15 protein-coding genes and 1 pseudogene are annotated in these 18,188 nt (G+C 38.0%); 13 read left to right on the forward strand and 3 right to left on the reverse strand.

Going from position 1 to position 18,188, the window contains the following annotated elements:
• Positions 1-102 precede the first annotated feature (102 nt).
• Positions 103-579 (forward strand): transcription elongation factor GreA, encoded by a 477-nt coding sequence (gene greA / locus DQN24_RS06360; RefSeq protein WP_005637913.1) that lies wholly within the window; start codon positions 103-105, stop codon positions 577-579.
• A gap of 39 nt (positions 580-618) precedes the next feature.
• Here the strand turns inward: greA and yhbY are convergent, their stop codons facing one another.
• Complete coding sequence (gene yhbY / locus DQN24_RS06365; protein WP_041175340.1) at positions 619-918, reverse strand: ribosome assembly RNA-binding protein YhbY; 300 nt, start codon at positions 916-918, stop codon at positions 619-621.
• A gap of 126 nt (positions 919-1,044) precedes the next feature.
• Between yhbY and rlmE the strand changes: the two genes are divergently transcribed.
• The 6 genes from rlmE to DQN24_RS06395 all read left to right on the forward strand — a co-directional run bounded on the left by rlmE (position 1,045) and on the right by DQN24_RS06395 (position 7,304).
• Entirely contained in the window at positions 1,045-1,674 is a 630-nt protein-coding gene (rlmE, locus tag DQN24_RS06370; RefSeq protein WP_021035232.1) for a 23S rRNA (uridine(2552)-2'-O)-methyltransferase RlmE, read from the forward strand.
• A 90-nt stretch (positions 1,675-1,764) separates the two neighbouring features.
• The gene (ftsH, locus tag DQN24_RS06375; RefSeq protein WP_111695554.1) at positions 1,765-3,672 is read left to right on the forward strand and encodes an ATP-dependent zinc metalloprotease FtsH; all 1,908 of its coding nucleotides are present in this window, start codon (positions 1,765-1,767) and stop codon (positions 3,670-3,672) included.
• Positions 3,673-3,785: 113 nt separating this feature from the next.
• The gene (folP, locus tag DQN24_RS06380) at positions 3,786-4,613 is read left to right on the forward strand and encodes a dihydropteroate synthase (protein ID WP_021035230.1); all 828 of its coding nucleotides are present in this window, start codon (positions 3,786-3,788) and stop codon (positions 4,611-4,613) included.
• Positions 4,614-4,650: 37 nt separating this feature from the next.
• A complete protein-coding gene (gene glmM / locus DQN24_RS06385; RefSeq protein WP_111695555.1) occupies positions 4,651-5,988 on the forward strand; it encodes a phosphoglucosamine mutase in 1,338 nt (445 codons plus the stop codon).
• Positions 5,989-6,046: 58 nt separating this feature from the next.
• Positions 6,047-6,541: a phosphohistidine phosphatase SixA gene (sixA, locus tag DQN24_RS06390; protein WP_041175339.1), complete on the forward strand. Its 495-nt coding sequence runs from the start codon at positions 6,047-6,049 to the stop codon at positions 6,539-6,541.
• A gap of 211 nt (positions 6,542-6,752) precedes the next feature.
• A complete protein-coding gene (locus DQN24_RS06395) occupies positions 6,753-7,304 on the forward strand; it encodes a histone (RefSeq protein ID WP_041175338.1) in 552 nt (183 codons plus the stop codon).
• A 76-nt stretch (positions 7,305-7,380) separates the two neighbouring features.
• Here the strand turns inward: DQN24_RS06395 and tdeA are convergent, their stop codons facing one another.
• Complete coding sequence (tdeA, locus tag DQN24_RS06400; RefSeq protein ID WP_021035225.1) at positions 7,381-8,745, reverse strand: toxin/drug exporter TdeA; 1,365 nt, start codon at positions 8,743-8,745, stop codon at positions 7,381-7,383.
• Positions 8,746-8,979: 234 nt separating this feature from the next.
• Positions 8,980-9,105, reverse strand: coding sequence for a hypothetical protein (locus tag DQN24_RS09210; protein WP_269460456.1), 126 nt, complete (start codon positions 9,103-9,105; stop codon positions 8,980-8,982).
• 38 nt (positions 9,106-9,143) lie between these two features.
• Between DQN24_RS09210 and DQN24_RS06405 the strand changes: the two genes are divergently transcribed.
• The 6 genes and pseudogenes from DQN24_RS06405 (at position 9,144) to glgB (ending at position 18,174) form a co-directional block, all read left to right on the forward strand.
• Positions 9,144-9,353 carry a hypothetical protein gene (locus DQN24_RS06405; protein WP_021035223.1) on the forward strand — a complete coding sequence of 70 codons (210 nt, stop codon included), beginning with the start codon at positions 9,144-9,146 and terminating at the stop codon, positions 9,351-9,353.
• Between the two features lie 197 nt (positions 9,354-9,550).
• The gene (glnS, locus tag DQN24_RS06410; RefSeq protein ID WP_111695556.1) at positions 9,551-11,218 is read left to right on the forward strand and encodes a glutamine--tRNA ligase; all 1,668 of its coding nucleotides are present in this window, start codon (positions 9,551-9,553) and stop codon (positions 11,216-11,218) included.
• 77 nt (positions 11,219-11,295) lie between these two features.
• Positions 11,296-11,727 carry a YcgN family cysteine cluster protein gene (locus DQN24_RS06415; RefSeq protein WP_041175337.1) on the forward strand — a complete coding sequence of 144 codons (432 nt, stop codon included), beginning with the start codon at positions 11,296-11,298 and terminating at the stop codon, positions 11,725-11,727.
• A 134-nt stretch (positions 11,728-11,861) separates the two neighbouring features.
• Positions 11,862-13,701: pseudogene (locus tag DQN24_RS06420) on the forward strand (adhesin).
• 177 nt (positions 13,702-13,878) lie between these two features.
• Positions 13,879-15,969: a 4-alpha-glucanotransferase gene (malQ, locus tag DQN24_RS06425; RefSeq protein WP_172453981.1), complete on the forward strand. Its 2,091-nt coding sequence runs from the start codon at positions 13,879-13,881 to the stop codon at positions 15,967-15,969.
• A gap of 9 nt (positions 15,970-15,978) precedes the next feature.
• Positions 15,979-18,174 (forward strand): 1,4-alpha-glucan branching protein GlgB, encoded by a 2,196-nt coding sequence (gene glgB / locus DQN24_RS06430; protein ID WP_111695558.1) that lies wholly within the window; start codon positions 15,979-15,981, stop codon positions 18,172-18,174.
• Positions 18,175-18,188: the final 14 nt, after the last annotated feature.

Below are 18,188 nucleotides of genomic sequence, written 5' to 3' on the forward strand. Positions count from 1 at the left end.
TGAGTAAATCATTTTCTCATTTCAAGTTTATTTTTAATAATACTGCGGCGAGATTTTAGGATTTTGCCGTGGTTTTTGTTTTATTTAGTAAAAGGAAAAACAATGCAACAAATTCCAATGACTGTGCGTGGCGCAGAACAATTACGTGAAGAATTGGACTTCTTAAAAAATGTACGTCGTCCTGAAATTATTAAAGCCATAGCAGAAGCACGTGAGCACGGAGATTTAAAAGAAAATGCAGAATATCACGCGGCGCGTGAGCAACAAGGTTTTTGTGAAGGTCGTATTCAAGAGATTGAAGGTAAACTTGGTAATGCTCAAATTATTGATGTAACAAAAATGCCAAATAACGGTAAAGTTATTTTTGGTGCAACAGTTGTGCTTGTAAATACGGATACAGATGAAGAAGTCACTTATCGCATTGTAGGCGATGATGAAGCTGACATTAAATCGGGTTTGATTTCGGTTAATTCTCCTATTGCACGAGGTTTAATTGGTAAAGAATTAGATGATACCGTTAATATTACAACGCCTGGCGGTGTCGTTGAGTTTGATATTATTGAAGTGAATTATATTTAAATAAAAAAAGTGCGGTTAAAAATGACCGCACTTTTGATGTTATTTTCGTGGAAGCTGAATTTTTGCTTCTTCGCTTGGGCGATAAAGCACCAAAATATGCCCGATAGTTTGTACTTGTGCTGCTTTAGTCTCACGCACAATCGCATCGATAATAAGTTGTTTTGTTTCGCGATCTGCACCAGCAACTTTTATTTTGATGAGTTCGTGATAATTAAGTGCATTTTCAATTTCAGCAAGTACGCCTTCGGTTAAGCCATTTCCACCAAGCATAACGACTGGGTTAAGATGGTGCGCAAGACCTTTTAAAAATTGTTTTTGTTTGGTTGATAAGGTTGTCATAAGGATTCCTAATAAAAAAGAGCGGTTGATTTTCTCAATGTTTTTCACTGATTTCAATCAGCCTTGACTTGAATTTGACAGATTGTACCCAAATATAGGCGAAACGACTATAAAAAATAGAAGATTATGGGAAAGAAAAAACGTTCAGCGAGTTCTTCTCGCTGGCTAAATGAACATTTCAGTGATCAATTTGTGCAAAAAGCGCATAAGCAAAAGTTGCGTTCACGTGCTTATTTTAAGATTGATGAAATTCAGCAAACGGATAAATTATTTAAACAAGGAATGACCGTGGTCGATCTCGGCGCAGCACCGGGCGGTTGGTCGCAATACGTAGTAAGTCAAATTGGGGGCAAAGGTCGTGTAATTGCTTGTGATATTTTGGAAATGGATCCCATTGTAGGCGTTGATTTTCTGCAGGGCGATTTCTGTGATGAAAACGTTTTGAATGCTTTATTAGTGCGTGTAGGCGAAGATAAAGTTGATGTTGTGATGTCTGATATGGCACCCAATTTTAGTGGAATGCCATCAGTGGATATTCCACGCGCAATGTATTTGGTCGAGCTTGCTTTAGATATGTGTAAACAAGTCTTGGCAAGCAAAGGAAGTTTTGTTGTTAAAGTCTTTCAAGGGGAAGGCTTTGATGAATATTTAAGAGAAATTCGTTCTTTATTTAATGTGGTGAAAGTGCGTAAGCCTGAAGCATCACGCGGACGATCTCGTGAAGTATATATTGTGGCAACAGGCTATAAAGGATAATTGCTTTGATAGCTTTTCATTGCTAATGATGTGTAGTATCTTGTGACGAAATTTTTTAACTTAGGAAAGGTAGGTTAGACTTTGAACGATATGGTCAAAAATCTAGTGCTTTGGGTGGTAGTGGCGGTCATTATGATGACGGCATACCAAAGTTTTAATTCATCTTCGGTAGAAAATTCTACTGATTATACGACCTTTGTTTACGATGTAAGCAACGGACAAGTGACAGCGGCACGTTTTGATGCCAATGAAATTACGGTAACTAAAACCGATGGTTCTAAATATTCAACTGTAATGCCACCACTTGAAGACAGAAAATTGCTTGATGATTTATTAAGCAAAAAAGTGAAAGTGGAAGGCACGCCATTTGAAAAACGTGGTTTCTTATCCCAAATTTTAATTTCTTGGTTCCCAATGTTATTCCTTGTTGGCGTATGGGTTTTCTTTATGCGTCAAATGCAAGGTGGTGGCGGCAAAGCAATGAGCTTTGGTAAAAGCCGCGCCAAAATGCTGAATCAAGATCAGATTAAGGTTACTTTTGCGGATGTGGCTGGTTGTGATGAAGCAAAAGAAGAAGTGGGCGAAATCGTTGATTTCTTGCGTGATCCGAATAAATTCCAAAACTTGGGCGGTAAAATTCCAAAAGGTATTCTGATGGTTGGTCCTCCAGGTACTGGTAAAACCTTGCTTGCTCGTGCGATTGCAGGGGAGGCAAAAGTTCCATTTTTCACTATTTCTGGTTCTGATTTCGTAGAAATGTTTGTGGGTGTTGGTGCATCACGTGTACGTGATATGTTTGAACAGGCTAAGAAAAATGCACCTTGCTTAATCTTTATTGATGAAATCGATGCTGTGGGTCGCCAACGTGGTGCGGGCTTAGGCGGCGGACACGATGAACGTGAACAAACCTTAAACCAAATGTTGGTTGAAATGGATGGCTTTAGTGGTAATGACGGCGTAATTGTTATTGCCGCAACTAACCGTCCAGATGTACTTGATCCAGCTTTAACTCGTCCAGGCCGTTTTGACCGACAAGTAGTTGTTAGCTTGCCTGATGTGAAAGGTCGTGAGCAAATCTTAAAAGTGCATATGCGTAAAGTGCCTGTTGCGCAAGATGTTGATGCAATGACATTAGCGCGTGGCACACCTGGCTATTCCGGTGCAGATTTAGCAAATTTAGTCAATGAAGCCGCCTTATTTGCTGCTCGAGTCAATAAACGTGCGGTAACCATGCTTGAGTTTGAAAAAGCAAAAGACAAAATCAACATGGGGCCAGAACGTCGCACCATGATTATGACGGATAAGCAAAAGGAATCAACCGCTTATCACGAAGCAGGCCATGCGATTGTGGGCTATTTAGTGCCTGAACACGATCCTGTTCACAAAGTGACGATTATTCCTCGTGGCAGAGCGTTAGGTGTAACATTCTTTTTGCCTGAGGGCGATCAAATTAGTATTAGCCAAAAACAATTAGAAAGTAAGCTTTCTACCTTGTATGCAGGGCGTTTAGCGGAAGATTTGATTTACGGCGAAGAAAATATCTCAACGGGTGCATCAAATGATATTAAAGTGGCAACTAATATCGCGCGTAATATGGTGACGCAATGGGGATTCTCTGACAAATTAGGGCCAATTCTTTATACGGAAGATGAGGGCGAGGTGTTTTTAGGTCGTTCAATGGCAAAAGCGAAACATATGTCAGATGAAACCGCACATTCTATTGATGAAGAAGTGCGTGCAATTGTAAATCGCAACTATGAGAGAGCAAGACAGATTTTGACTGATAATATGGATATTTTGCACGCAATGAAAGATGCGTTAGTCAAATATGAAACTATTGAAGAAGAACAAATTAAGCAATTGATGAATCGCGAACCTGTCACACCGCCATCAGGTTGGGGAGAGCCGAAAACACAACAGGCTGCTTATGCAAATTCAACAACGAATGATGCAAAGCCTGAAAGTGCGGTAGAAAATACCGACGATTTTAATGTTTAACTTATCAAAGCCTTTCTTCGGAAAGGCTTTATTTTTTCCTAAATGATTTTTTTTCTTGGATGTATTTCGCTATAATTGCTCACCAAAATCACTCTAAAAATTAACCGCACTTTATGAAACTTTACGCAAATAATAAATGTCTTGATTTAAGCGTTCCTCAAATTATGGGGATCCTTAATTTTACGCCTGATTCTTTTTCTGATAGCGGACAGTTTTTTAGTCTAGATAAAGCACTTTTTCAAGTGGAAAAAATGCTAGAAGAAGGGGCGACAATTATTGATATTGGTGGAGAATCCACTCGTCCGAATGCAGATGAAGTTTCGGAACAAGAGGAATTGCATCGTGTTGTGCCTGTGGTGGAAGCAGTGCGAAGCCGTTTTGATTGCTGGATTTCCGTTGATTCCTCAAAAGCAATTGTGATGTGTGAAGCGGCTAGTGTAGGAATGGATTTGATTAATGATATTCGTGCTTTGCAAGAGCCAAATGCGTTAGAAACAGCGGTAAAACAGGCCTTACCAGTTTGCATTATGCATATGCAAGGACAACCTCGCACGATGCAGGCAAATCCTTATTATGAAAATGTCGTGCAAGATATATTGGCTTTTTTACAAAAACGTACTAATGAATGCCTTTCTGCTGGCATTAAAAAAGAAAATTTAATTTGGGATATGGGCTTTGGATTTGGCAAATCTGTACAGCATAATTATCAATTATTACAAAATCTGAATGAATTTTGTCAGAATGGTTATCCTGTATTAGCGGGGTTATCTCGCAAATCAATGATTGGTGCTGTGCTTGATAAACCAGTCGATCAGCGAGTGATTGGTAGTGCGGCAGGCGCGCTTATTGCAGCGCAAAAAGGTGCAAAAATTTTACGCGTACACGATGTTGCAGCAACATCAGATATGCTCAAAATTTGGCAGGCAACAGAAAATGCCTGATGGTTTTATAACGATAAAAAATTAAAGGAATTTTATTATGGCAAATCGTAAATATTTTGGAACAGATGGTGTGCGTGGAAAAGTGGGCTCTTATCCAATTACACCAGATTTCGCATTAAAATTAGGTTGGGCTGCAGGAAAAGTATTAGCTTCTCAAGGTTCTAAAATGGTTTTAATCGGTAAAGATACCCGCATTTCTGGATATATGTTGGAATCAGCCCTTGAAGCAGGTTTAGCCGCTGCAGGTTTATCTGCTGCCTTTACAGGCCCAATGCCGACACCAGCCATTGCTTATTTAACCAGAGCTTTCCGTGCTGAAGCAGGTATTGTGATCTCGGCTTCACATAATCCTTATTATGATAATGGCATTAAATTCTTTTCAGCAAAAGGAACAAAATTACTCGATGAAATTGAAGAAGCCATTGAAGCGATGTTAGAGCAATCAATGGATTGTGTGGAATCTGCTGAATTAGGTAAAGCAAGCCGTGTTAATGATGCAGCAGGACGCTATATTGAGTTTTGCAAAGGCACATTTCCAGCTCACTTAGGCTTGGAAGGTTATAAGATCGTGGTAGATTGTGCCAATGGGGCGACTTATCACATAGCACCTAATGTATTGCGCGAGCTTGGGGCTAAAGTCATTGAAATGGGTACAGATCCAAATGGTTTGAACATTAATGAAAAATGTGGTGCAACTGATGTGACAGCATTGCAAGCTAAAGTAGTTGAAACGAAAGCTGATGTTGGTTTAGCTTATGATGGCGATGGCGACCGAATTATGATGGTCGATCATTTAGGAAATAAAGTCGATGGCGACCAAATTCTCTTTATTATTGCCCGTGAAGCATTGCGTTCAGGTCAATTAAAAGGCGGTGTCGTTGGCACATTAATGAGTAATATGAGCTTAGAGATTGCGTTGAAAATGCTTGGCGTTCCTTTCTTACGTGCAAACGTGGGCGACCGTTATGTGTTGGAAAAAATGGTTGAAAATGATTGGACGCTTGGTGGCGAAAATTCAGGTCATATTATCATTGCAGATAAAAATACAACGGGCGATGGCATTGTTGCGTCATTAGCTGTATTGGCGGCAATGGCACAGCATAAATTATCCTTAAATGAATTAGCGAGTGCGGTTAAATTATTCCCACAAGTGTTAATCAATGTCCGTTTTGCAGGTGGGGTAAATCCACTTGAAAGTGACACTGTAAAATCAGTTGCCGCAGAGGTTGAAAAACGTTTAGAAAGCAAAGGGCGTATTTTATTGCGTAAATCGGGTACGGAACCACTTATTCGCGTTATGGTGGAATGCCAAGATGCCTCACTTGCACAACAATGTGCAGAAGAAATTGCAGAAGCCGTGAAAAAAATTAATTAATTTTTGACCGCACTTAGTAAAGTGCGGTTTATTTTTGTTTTTAAATAAGGAAAGCAAAATGAACATTTTTATTATGCGTCACGGCGAGGCAGAAGTAATGGCGAATAGCGATAAAGCTCGCCATTTGACTGTTTATGGTTCTAAACAGGCTTTTTTACAAGGGCAGTGGCTAAAACAACATTTAAGTACATTATTAATTAATTCACTAGACCGTATTTTAGTAAGCCCTTATACCAGAGCTGAAGAAACCTTTCATCAAGTTAATCAAGCTTTTGATTTTGCGTTAGAAAATAACGTTGAAATTTGGGAGGGGATTACGCCTTATAGATATGCGCATTCCGTAATTGATTATTTAGAAGTACTAAAAGATGAAGGTGTTAAATCTGTATTGATTATTTCTCATTTGCCCTTAGTGGGAGAAATTGTTGCTGAACTGTATGGAAAAAGAAATCCAATACCATTTTATCCTGCAACCATTGCTCAATTATTATGGGATGGTAATAAATCAGAAATATTGATGCATCAAGCATCTCCTATAATTTATTTAAAATAAATTATTCTTTTTTTACAAAAAAATAAAATTTTTATAGCTTTTATAAAAACATTTAAAATCAATATCTTAGGTGTTGTTTTGTGAAGTAATCTTTTTTTAGAAAGGTAAAGTTTTACTATTACTATTTTTCTTTTTATGAAAATTCCCGTAAACTAAACTACATCAAAGTAATAGGGCTTTGTAATAATCAAATTATTCTATGGAGAAAATAATGAAAAAATTAACACTCGCATTAGTTTTAAGTTCAGCTTTAGCCGTGACAGGTTGTTTTGATAAACAAGAAACAAAACAAAAAGTTGAGGAAACAAAACAAACTGTAGCATCAGTTGCATCAGAAACAAAAGATGCTGCTGCAAATAAAATGGCAGAGGTAAAAGAAAAAGCACAAGAGCTTTCTACAGACGTGAAAAATAAAGCAGCAGAGAAAGTGGAAGATGCGAAAGAAGTAATTAAATCAGCAACAGAAGCTGTAGCAGAAAAAGCAACTGAAATGAAAGAAGCTGCATCAGAAAAAGTAAGCGAAATGAAAGAAGCAGCGTCGGAAAAAGTAGGCGAAATGAAAGAAAAAGCAACTGAAATGAAAGAGGCTGCATCAGAAAAAGCAAGTGAAATGAAAGAAGCTGCGTCGGAAAAAGTAGGTGAAATGAAAGAAAAAGCAACTGAAATGAAAGAGGCTGCATCAGAAAAAGCAAGTGAAATGAAAGAAGCAGCATCAGAAAAAGCAACTCAAACAGTAGATGCTGTTAAAGAAGCGGTAAAATAACAGGTTTAATTTAAATAACAAAATCCCTGTTAAAGAAATTTAACAGGGATTTTTTATAGATTAATTCATTTTAATTTTACAAATAATATCCCGCCATTGAGCTATATACCGCATTTTCACTTTGCAACACTTGATATTTTGCATTCAAAATTGCAAGTTGTGATGATTTTTCCGTATTAGCTGCAACCAACCATTCACGCAATTCGGATACGCCCGCATTATAGCGATTTCGATAATATTGTGTGATACGCTGATTGTAACTATGGGTTTGCTGTAAATTACTTAATGTACTTTGCGCCTGGGTAAACGCGAAATAGTTGGTATCCACATTATTGAGAGCCGTGGTAATACGTTGTTCGTAATTTAAACGTGCGGTTTCATAGTCAGCTTCAGAAATTTTAACGTTCCATTTTACGCTGTTCCAATTTAAGAATGGCAAGCTAATTCCGACTGTGCCAGCAGCCACAGGATTGTGTAACGCCGTGCCAACAGTACTTGCTGTTGAAGAAAGGCTTGCACCTAAATTAATCTCTGGGAACCAACTTTTTTGAGTTGCTTTCGCATTTTTGAATGCACTGCTTAAACGGAATTGTGCTGCTTTTACATCAGGACGATTTGCAATTACAGACACAGGCACGTTTAAATTTACGCCTGCCGTTTTCACATTCATAATATGTGGGAAAGTGATATTTAACCCATCGTTTGGTTTTAAGTTCAGCAGATTGCGTAAGGTTTGTTCTGCCGTTTTGCGTTGGGTTTCAAAATTTAATTTGTTATTACGCGCCGTTAATATGGCTTGTTGTGCTTGATCAACGCTGGCTGCATCAGCCACACCTTGGGCTAAACGCGTTTGCATAATATTGCCAATATCCGTGTAATATTTGATTGTTTCATCGGTTGTGCTAATTGCATCATTTAAATACGCAATTTGATAATAAGTTGTTATCACAGAATTGATTAATGATAAACGAGCCGACTCCATATCTTCTGCGGTTGCTTTGTGTGACCATTCCGCTGCATCAGCGGCATTGGCTAAACGTTGCCAAAGATCTAATGTATAGCTCACATTTAAAGAACCTTTGTGTGAAATGGTTGAGCTTGCACTAGTATCAACTCGACGTTGTGCCGCAGATGAAGTTGAACCATTAAATGCAGGCACTAAATTTGCGCCAACTAAATTTGCACTATAAAGCGCACGGTTTACCGCTACAGCAGCTTTAGCTAAATCTTTATTGTTTGTTAAAGCCTGTTCTATAACACGATTTAATTGTGCATCGTTATATAATGACCACCAATTTTCTTTTACATTATATTGCTTGGTAATTGCTTCATATTGCTTGTAATCTTCAAGGCTTGCTTGATAAGAATCGCCAATATTGGCACATCCCACTAATGCACCAGACATCAACAAAGCAAGCGTGATATTTTTCATTTTAAACATTGAATTTTCCTTTCTACGAACTAAAAAGTGCGGATGATTTTAACCGCACTTTTTTATTTATAAAATAAATATTGTGACCATTATTTATAATGAACGTTTGTTCAGTGGCAGGTATTTTAAAGTTAAATAGTAGAATTTGCACGAAAAAATTTGTATTTTCTTTACATATCAATCTATTTAACGTAAAGTCACGCTTCCATTTATTTTAATGCTAGGAGTATATAAAATGTCTTATTATAATTCTGCAAGCAAGCAAGCAAGCAAGCAAGCAAGCAAGCAAGCAAGCAAGCAAGCAAGCAAGCAAGCAAGCAAGCAAGCAAGCAAGCAAGCAAGCAAGCAAGCATAATCTTTTCTTTTCATCTGTCAAACTAACCACAGCAGCCTAACTTATCAGCAGTTTGCTGATCTCTTCTCAAGCCTTTGCGGCAAATAACAATTCAATTAGTAGTAATTACGGCATTAAAGAGTTTGAGGCATATAGCCTAATTATTGGTCATTTAAAGAATAATACAATTAATAGTAAAAAAGCCGAAGAATTTACACTTTCAAGGATCCAGTTAAAAAACAGCAAAATTTCCTATCAAATGGGAGCTGGCTGGGTTTGGTAAGCTAAACATTCAAAAAACTTACCGCACTTTTTGCATTTATACATCGCCACGATAATTTCGTGGCGGTTTTTTATGGCAAGTTTTTACAATCTTTTATTTAAATCCAGTATTTCTATGGCAAGAACAGGAGATGAACCTTTATTTTCCCTTAGATTTGTATAGAATAGCCAAATATTTTTTTATTTTAACGAGAGAAAATGATGACAGAGACATCTTTGGGCGCAGAAAATACTCGCACTCACAATTTTATTACCCAAATTATTGATGAAGATTTAGCTTCGGGTAAACATAAAAGCGTTCATACCCGTTTTCCGCCAGAGCCGAATGGCTATTTGCATATTGGTCACGCCAAATCGATTTGCTTAAACTTTGGCTTAGCAAAAGAATATCAAGGTTTATGTAACCTACGTTTTGATGACACCAATCCAGTGAAAGAAGATGTGGAATATGTAGATTCCATTAAAGCCGATGTGGAATGGTTAGGCTTTAAATGGGAAGGCGAACCGCGTTATGCGTCTGATTACTTCGATGCACTTTATAGCTATGCCATTGAATTAATTAAAAAAGGCTTGGCTTATGTGGATGAACTTTCGCCAGAAGAAATGCGTGAATATCGTGGCACATTAACTGAAGCGGGTAAAAACAGCCCATATCGTGATCGTAGTGTCGAAGAAAACTTAGCTTTATTTGAAAAAATGAAAAATGGCGAATTTGCCGAGGGTAAAGCAAGTTTACGCGCAAAAATTGATATGGCATCGCCATTTATGGTCATGCGTGACCCTGTAATTTATCGCATTAAATTTGCCAGCCATCATCAAACAGGCGAAAAATGGTGCATTTACCCAATGTACGATTTCACTCACTGTATCTCTGATGCCATTGAGCGTATTACTCACTCGATCTGTACATTAGAATTCCAAGATAACCGTCGTTTATATGATTGGGTGTTGGAAAATATCAGTGTTGAACGTCCATTACCGCATCAATATGAATTTTCACGTTTAAATTTAGAGGGTACATTAACGTCTAAACGTAAGTTATTGAAATTAGTAAACGACGGCATTGTAGATGGTTGGAACGATCCACGTATGCCAACCATTTCAGGTTTACGCCGTCGTGGTTATACACCTGCTTCGTTACGTGAATTCTGCCGTCGTATTGGTGTGACGAAACAAGATAACGTCGTAGAGTATTCTGCACTTGAAGCCTGCATTCGTGAGGATTTAAACGAAAATGCACCGCGTGCAATGGCAGTTATTGATCCTGTTCGTGTGGTAATTGAAAACTTTGAAGGCGAGGAAGTTTTAACTGCCCCAAATCATCCAAATCGTCCAGAATTAGGCGAGCGTCAATTGCCGTTTACGAAAGAGCTTTATATTGATCGAGCTGACTTCCGTGAGGAAGCAAACAAACAATATAAACGCTTAGTGTTAGGCAAAGAAGTGCGTTTACGTAACGCTTATGTGATTAAAGCTGAACGTGTCGAAAAAGATGTAAGTGGCGAAATTACCACGATTTTCTGTACTTATGATCCTGAAACCTTAGGTAAAAATCCAGCAGATGGTCGTAAAGTGAAAGGGGTAATTCACTGGGTTTCTGCTACGCATAATCATCCAGCGGAGTTCCGTTTATACGAGCGTCTTTTCACCGTACCAAATCCAGGGGCTGAAGATGATATTGAAAGCGTATTAAATCCAAATTCTTTAGTGATAAAACAAGGTTTTGTAGAACAAAGCTTGGCTGCTGCAGAAGCAGAGAAAGGTTATCAATTTGAACGTGAGGGTTATTTCTGTGCAGATAGTAAAGATAGCCGACCTGAACATTTGGTGTTTAACTTAACAGTAAGCTTAAAAGAAGGCTTCTAATTTTAATCAACCAAGTGCGGTCAAAATAAATGCGATTTTGACCGCACTTTTTATTTGTATCAACTATGCAATCCAATATGCAACTTGAACCCAATTTCTGGCAAACAAAATCCCTGCTTGAAATGACTGAATCTGAATGGGAAGCGTTATGCGATGGCTGCGGAAAATGCTGTTATCGCAAATATATTCAAGGGCGAGGTAAACGCCAAAAACTTTATTACACTCGAATTGCTTGTAACCTTTTAGATATGGAAACTGGAAAGTGCGGTAATTATTCAGAGCGTTTTAAAATTGAAACCGACTGCACCAAACTCACTAAAAAGAATTTACCTGATTTTCATTGGTTGCCTGATACTTGCGCTTATCGTTTGCTTTATGAAGGAAAAACACTCCCAGAATGGCATCCGCTTATTTCTGGATCTCCCCATTCTGTAAAAAATGCGGATATTTTGATTAAAAATGGTATTCATGAACGTGATGTAATTGATTGGTTTGAGTTTGTGATTTAAGTTTTTATAAAAAACTGGTGTTATTTTTATAATTATTTATAATTTTAAATTGTTCATATATTGTATTAAATTAATATTTAATCAGGTAATTTTAAATTATTGTTATATAAAATATTTAGAATATTAAAGTAGGAATTATGATGGAACCACAACCCAGTATTAATCGTTTAGAAAAAGCAATTGTAGATAAAAATTATGAAGTTGCCTGTTCTGAACTTCTAAACATTCTAGAGAAGATTGATGGTAATTTTGGTGGTATTAACGAGATTGAATTTGATTTTCCTGAACAAATTTCAGATTTATTAGAAAAACGGACTCAATATTTTTGTACTCGTGTAGCTAACGCGGTCACAAATTTATTTATTGATCCTAATTTAATTCTTTCAGAAAGTGGTGCATTACGTTTTATTGCTTTTCAACGTTGGCTTGCATTTATTTTTGCAAGTTCTCCTTATGTGAATGCAGATCATATTTTAAAAACGTACAACACTAATTCTGATATTTTAGGGGATATTCATTTAAATAATGATTTTTCAGCAATTGCAAAATTTTGTATTTTATATTTCCCCGAATCAAATATTAATTTAAATTTAAACGCACTGTGGAATACAAATAAGGAACTTTGCGCTTCTCTTTGTTTTGCATTGCAATCGCCTCGTTTTATTGGAACAGCGACTGCATTTAATAAAAGAGCGGCTATTTTACAATGGTTTCCTAATAAATTAGAGGAATTTGATAGTTTAAATCAATTGCCTGCAAGTATTTCTCACGATGTTTATATGCATTGTAGTTATGATTTTGCGCAAAATAAACACGATGTAAAACGTGCCCTAAATCAGGTTATACGTAAACATTTGTTGGCGCAAGGTTGGCAAGATCGCGAGATTACTTCATTAAACGAATGCAACGGTAAACCTGTAATGATTGTGCTTTTAGAGCATTTTCATTCTTTTCACTCCATTTACCGAACTCACTCCACTTCAATGATTGAAGCGCGTAAAAAATTTCATTTAGTTGGTATAGGAAAAGAAAATGTAGATCAAGCTGGACGAGAAGTATTTGATGAATTTTTCCAACTTGAAAACGGCACAATTTTTCAACAACTTGAGTTTGTTCGTAAAAAATGTGAAGAATATGGTACCGCTGTTTTTTATATGCCAAGTATTGGTATGGATATAACAACGATTTTTGCAAGTAATACGCGTCTTGCACCCATTCAAGTTGTTGCCCTTGGTCATCCAGCTACAACCCATTCTGATTTTATTGAATATGTGATTGTTGAGGATGATTATGTAGGTTCTGAAGACTGTTTTAGTGAGACCTTACTACGTTTACCAAAAGATGCACTGCCTTATGTGCCGTCAGCATTGGCACCTGAAAAAGTCGATTACTTGTTCAGAGAAGAGCCTGAAGTAGTGAATATTGGTATCGCTGCAACAACAATGAAATTGAATCCAACATTCCTTGAAACATTGAGAATAATTCAAGATAAGGCTAAAGTGAAAATTCATTTCCATTTCGCACTAGGGCAGTCTTTCGGTATTACACACCCTTATATTAAGTGGTTTATTGAGCAGCATTTAGGGGATAGCGTAACAGCCCATGCCCATGCGCCTTATAACGAATATCTCAATATTTTACGTCACTGCGATATGATGTTAAATCCATTCCCGTTTGGTAATACGAATGGCATTATTGATATGGTTACGCTTGGTCTAGTTGGTGTTTGTAAAACTGGGGCTGAAACATATTGATGAAGGGTTATTCAAACGTTTAGGCTTACCAGAATGGCTTATCGCTCAAAGTGTAGAAGAATATATTGATTGTGGAGTCAGACTTGCTGAAAATCATAAAGAGCGTCTTGAGCTTCGTCAGCATATTATTAAAACCAATGGTTTAAAAACACTTTTTAAAGGTGATCCTAGCCCTATGGGTAAAGTGTTATTAGAGAAAGTAAAAGCGTTAAAATTTTAATAAGATTTTATTCACGAAAAATTTAGTTTTATATTTAGCCTCTAAAAGTTGGATTTTACCTAACTGATTAGAGGCTTTATTTTGACGAAGATCACACTTTTAAATAAAGCCGGTTGTCATCAATTTCAGCTTAGCTATAATCCCTAACAAGAGTTATATAGTTGTGATGTGGTGTCTATGCAAATCTCGGATTCTCTCAAACAAAAAGCGGAAAAATGCGGTATCGCGCTTTCTCATTATGATATTGATGGACATCTTATTTTCGCGAATGAAAAGACGGTTTCAACTTTTGTTGAGCTTTTGCAGCCTCCGCCAAAAACGAAAGGACAGTTTGACGATGTACTGGCTGCATTTGAAAATGAACCGATTGATTATCGACTAAATCGTCTAGATTTGCCACCATCTGTGGAATATCGTTATCAGCTGATTGATGAATCTAATGCTATTCTGTTGGAAAAAACACTTTCAAATTTATCCGCACTTTCCCTGCCTCCACTTCCTTTTGGCTATTATCAATTATCTATTTTTTCTGATACTGAACAGTACAGCGTTCGTTTACTTATTTCCCCTAAAACAGCGTTTCAACCACCCGTATTAAAAAATAAAAAAGTATGGGGCGTGAATGTGCAACTTTACAGTTTACGCTCAGAACAAAACTGGGGGATTGGCGATTTTGGCGATTTGGCCTATTTGATTGAACAAAGTGCAAAATTAGGCGCAGATTATGTGGGAATTAATCCATTACATTTGCCGTATCCTGCTGTGCCAAAATGGGCAAGCCCTTATAGTTCATCTTCTCGTCGTTGGTTGAATTTTTTATATTTAGCCATTCCTGATTTACCCGAATTTAAGTGTTGTCGTTCAGTGCAAAATTGGTTTAAGCGTGAGGATATTCAGGAAAAAATTGGTAATTTACGTAAAAGTGATTGCGTCGATTATTCTTCAATTTTGGCTTTAAAATTAACCGCACTTGAGTTTCTATTTGATTTCTTTCAACGTAGTCAATCCGCTGAAATTGTGACACGTCGAAAAATCTTTGCCGATTATTTAAAAAGCAAAGGGGAACCTTTATTGTTACAGGGCTTATTTAATGTCTTGGATTTACAAGAACACGCTGATCATCAAGCAGAAGAAAATACCATCGGTTGGCTTGGCTGGCGTAAAGAATGGCAACATTTAAGTGCGGCAAAAAGAAAAGCCCTATTAAAAACACATCACGATCAAATTCAATTTTTTGCTTGGTTGCAATGGCTTTCGGAAGAACAACTTTCCGCATTACAAAATCTTTGTAAACAATCTGGTATGAAGTTGGGGATTTATGGCGATTTAGCGGTGAATAGTTCTCGTGGCAGTGCTGATGTCTGGAGTGATCCTGATTTATATTGTGTAAATGCCTCTATTGGTGCGCCACCCGATCCGTTAGGCCCCGTCGGGCAAAATTGGAATTTGCCACCTTATAATCCAACGGTGTTAAAAGCACGTGGCTTTGCACCATTTATCGATATGCTACGTGCCAATATGCAATATTTCGGTGTGCTTCGCATCGATCATGTTATGGGCTTATTCCGTTTGTGGTGGATTCCAGAAGGAAAAACCGCGGCTGATGGTGCTTATGTACATTATCCTTTTGATGAATTAATGACGATTCTTGCCATTGAAAGTGTACGCAATGAATGTTTGATTATTGGTGAAGATCTCGGCACGGTGCCTGATGAAGTGCGGTGGAAATTAAACGAGTTTCAAATTTTCTCTTATTTTGTATTGTATTTTGCCCAACGAAATGGCGAATTTCCTCGTATATCTGATTATCCTCGAAATGCTTATGCCACTATTGGTACACATGATGTTCCCTCATTACAAAGTTTTTGGCATTGCCGTGATTTAGAATTATTTAATCAACTCGGTATTCTGAATGGGGAAGTGCTCAAGCAAAAATACGATCAACGCGTTGTTGATAAACAAGCCTTATTAAATAGTTTACATCGTGATAATTATTTACCGCCACATTATGAAGGCGATGCACTTTCTATGGCGATGCACGATCATTTAAACAGAATGATCCATCATTATTTAGCAGAAAGTAACAGCCGATTGATTGGTGTGCAATTAGAAAATTTACTTAGCCAAGAAATCAGTTTTAATTTGCCGGGTACTTCAAATGAATATTCAAACTGGTGCAAGAAACTTGCTCAACCGTTAGCGTTTATTTTTAACAATGAAGCTGTAAAAACGTTCTTTGTGCAAATTAACCAAGGGCGAAATGTATAAGGAGTAAATATGACAACCGCAGTAACACAAACAATTATTGATGGTTTTTTTGATGCGAGCAATGGCGATCCTTTTGCTACGCTTGGTATGCACGAAACAGAGCTAGGAATTGAAATCCGTACGTTGTTGCCAGATGCCAGTCGCGTTGTGGTGATTGAGCGTGAAAGTGGAAAAGAAATAACGGAACTTGATTGTGTCGATGAGCGTGGCTTTTTTGTTGGTGTTATTCCAAATTGCCGTCATTTTTTTGCTTATCAATTACAGGTTTTTTGGGGAAATGAATCGCAAATAGTCGAAGATCCTTATCGTTTTCATCCTATGATTGATGATTTAGAACAATGGCTACTTTCTGAAGGTTCTATGCTTCGTCCGTATGAAGTGCTTGGTGCGCATTTTATGGAATGTGATGGTGTGAGCGGGGTGAATTTCCGCTTATGGTCGCCTAATGCAAGATGCGTTTCTATTGTGGGCGATTTCAACTATTGGGACGGTCGTCGTCATCCTATGCGTTTCCACCCAAAAAGTGGTGTGTGGGAATTATTCCTACCGAAAGTTTGTCTTGGTCAGCTGTATAAATTTGAATTGATTGATTGCTTTGGAAACTTGCGTTTGAAAGCCGATCCTTATGCGTTTAGTTCACAACTTCGCCCAGATACGGCTTCACAAGTCAGTACCTTGCCAAATGTGGTAGAAATGACCGAAGCACGCAAAAAAGCCAATCAAGGCAACCAACCAATTTCTATTTATGAAGTGCATTTAGGATCTTGGCGTCGTAATTTAGAAAACAATTTTTGGCTAGATTACGATCAAATTGCTGATGAATTAATTCCTTATGTAAAAGAGATGGGCTTTACCCACATTGAATTTTTGCCGCTTTCTGAATTTCCGTTTGATGGTTCTTGGGGTTATCAACCACTTGGACTTTATTCGCCAACCAGTCGCTTTGGTTCGCCTGAGGCATTTCGCCGTTTAGTAAAACGTGCTCACGAAGCAGGCATCAACGTGATTTTAGATTGGGTGCCAGGGCATTTCCCAAGTGATACCCATGGTTTAGTCGCGTTTGATGGTACAGCCTTGTATGAACATGAAGACCCTCGCGAAGGCTATCATCAAGATTGGAATACCTTGATTTATAACTATGGACGTAATGAGGTCAAAAATTTCTTATCCAGTAATGCACTGTATTGGCTTGAACGCTTTGGTGTAGATGGTATTCGCGTGGATGCTGTGGCTTCGATGATTTACCGCGATTACAGCCGTGCGGAAGGGGAGTGGATTCCAAACCAATATGGCGGACGTGAAAATTTAGAAGCCATCGATTTTTTAAAACATACCAACTGGAAAATTCACAGTGAAATGGAGGGGGCAATTTCTATTGCGGAAGAATCAACTTCTTTTGCAGGCGTAACTCACCCAAGCGAAAACGGTGGATTAGGTTTTAATTTCAAATGGAATATGGGCTGGATGAACGATACGCTCGCCTATATGCAGCTTGACCCAATTTACCGCCAATATCATCACAACAAAATGACCTTTGGAATGGTGTATCAATATAGCGAAAATTTTGTGCTGCCACTTTCTCACGATGAAGTGGTTCACGGTAAATATTCACTTCTTGGCAAGATGCCGGGCGATACGTGGCAAAAATTCGCTAACTTACGTGCATATTACGGTTATATGTGGGGCTACCCAGGCAAAAAATTGCTCTTTATGGGTAATGAATTTGCTCAAGGCAGAGAATGGAATTACGAAGAAAGTTTGGACTGGTTCTTGCTTGATGAAAATATTGGCGGAGGCTGGCACAAAGGCGTGTTGAAGCTGGTTAAAGACCTTAATCAAATTTATCAAAAAAATCGACCGCTCTTTGAGCTCGACAACTCCCCAGAGGGTTTTGATTGGCTTGTCGTTGATGATGCGGCAAATTCTGTGTTCGCCTTTGAGCGTCGCAGTTCAAACGGAGAACGCATTATTGTCGTCAGTAACTTTACCCCTGTGCCTCGCCACGACTACCGCATCGGTGTGAATATTGCGGGCGAATATAAAGAAATTTTGAATACAGATTCAATGTATTACCAAGGCTCAAATGTGGGCAATTTTGGTTGTGTCGCAAGTGAAAATATTGAAAGCCGCGGACGAGAAAATTCGATTTCAGTGTCCATTCCGCCGTTAGCAACAGTTTATTTGAGATTGAAACCAGTAGAGTAATCCGTGGGTATAAA

Source organism: Haemophilus influenzae (assembly GCF_900475755.1).
GTDB lineage: Bacteria > Pseudomonadota > Gammaproteobacteria > Enterobacterales > Pasteurellaceae > Haemophilus > Haemophilus influenzae_D.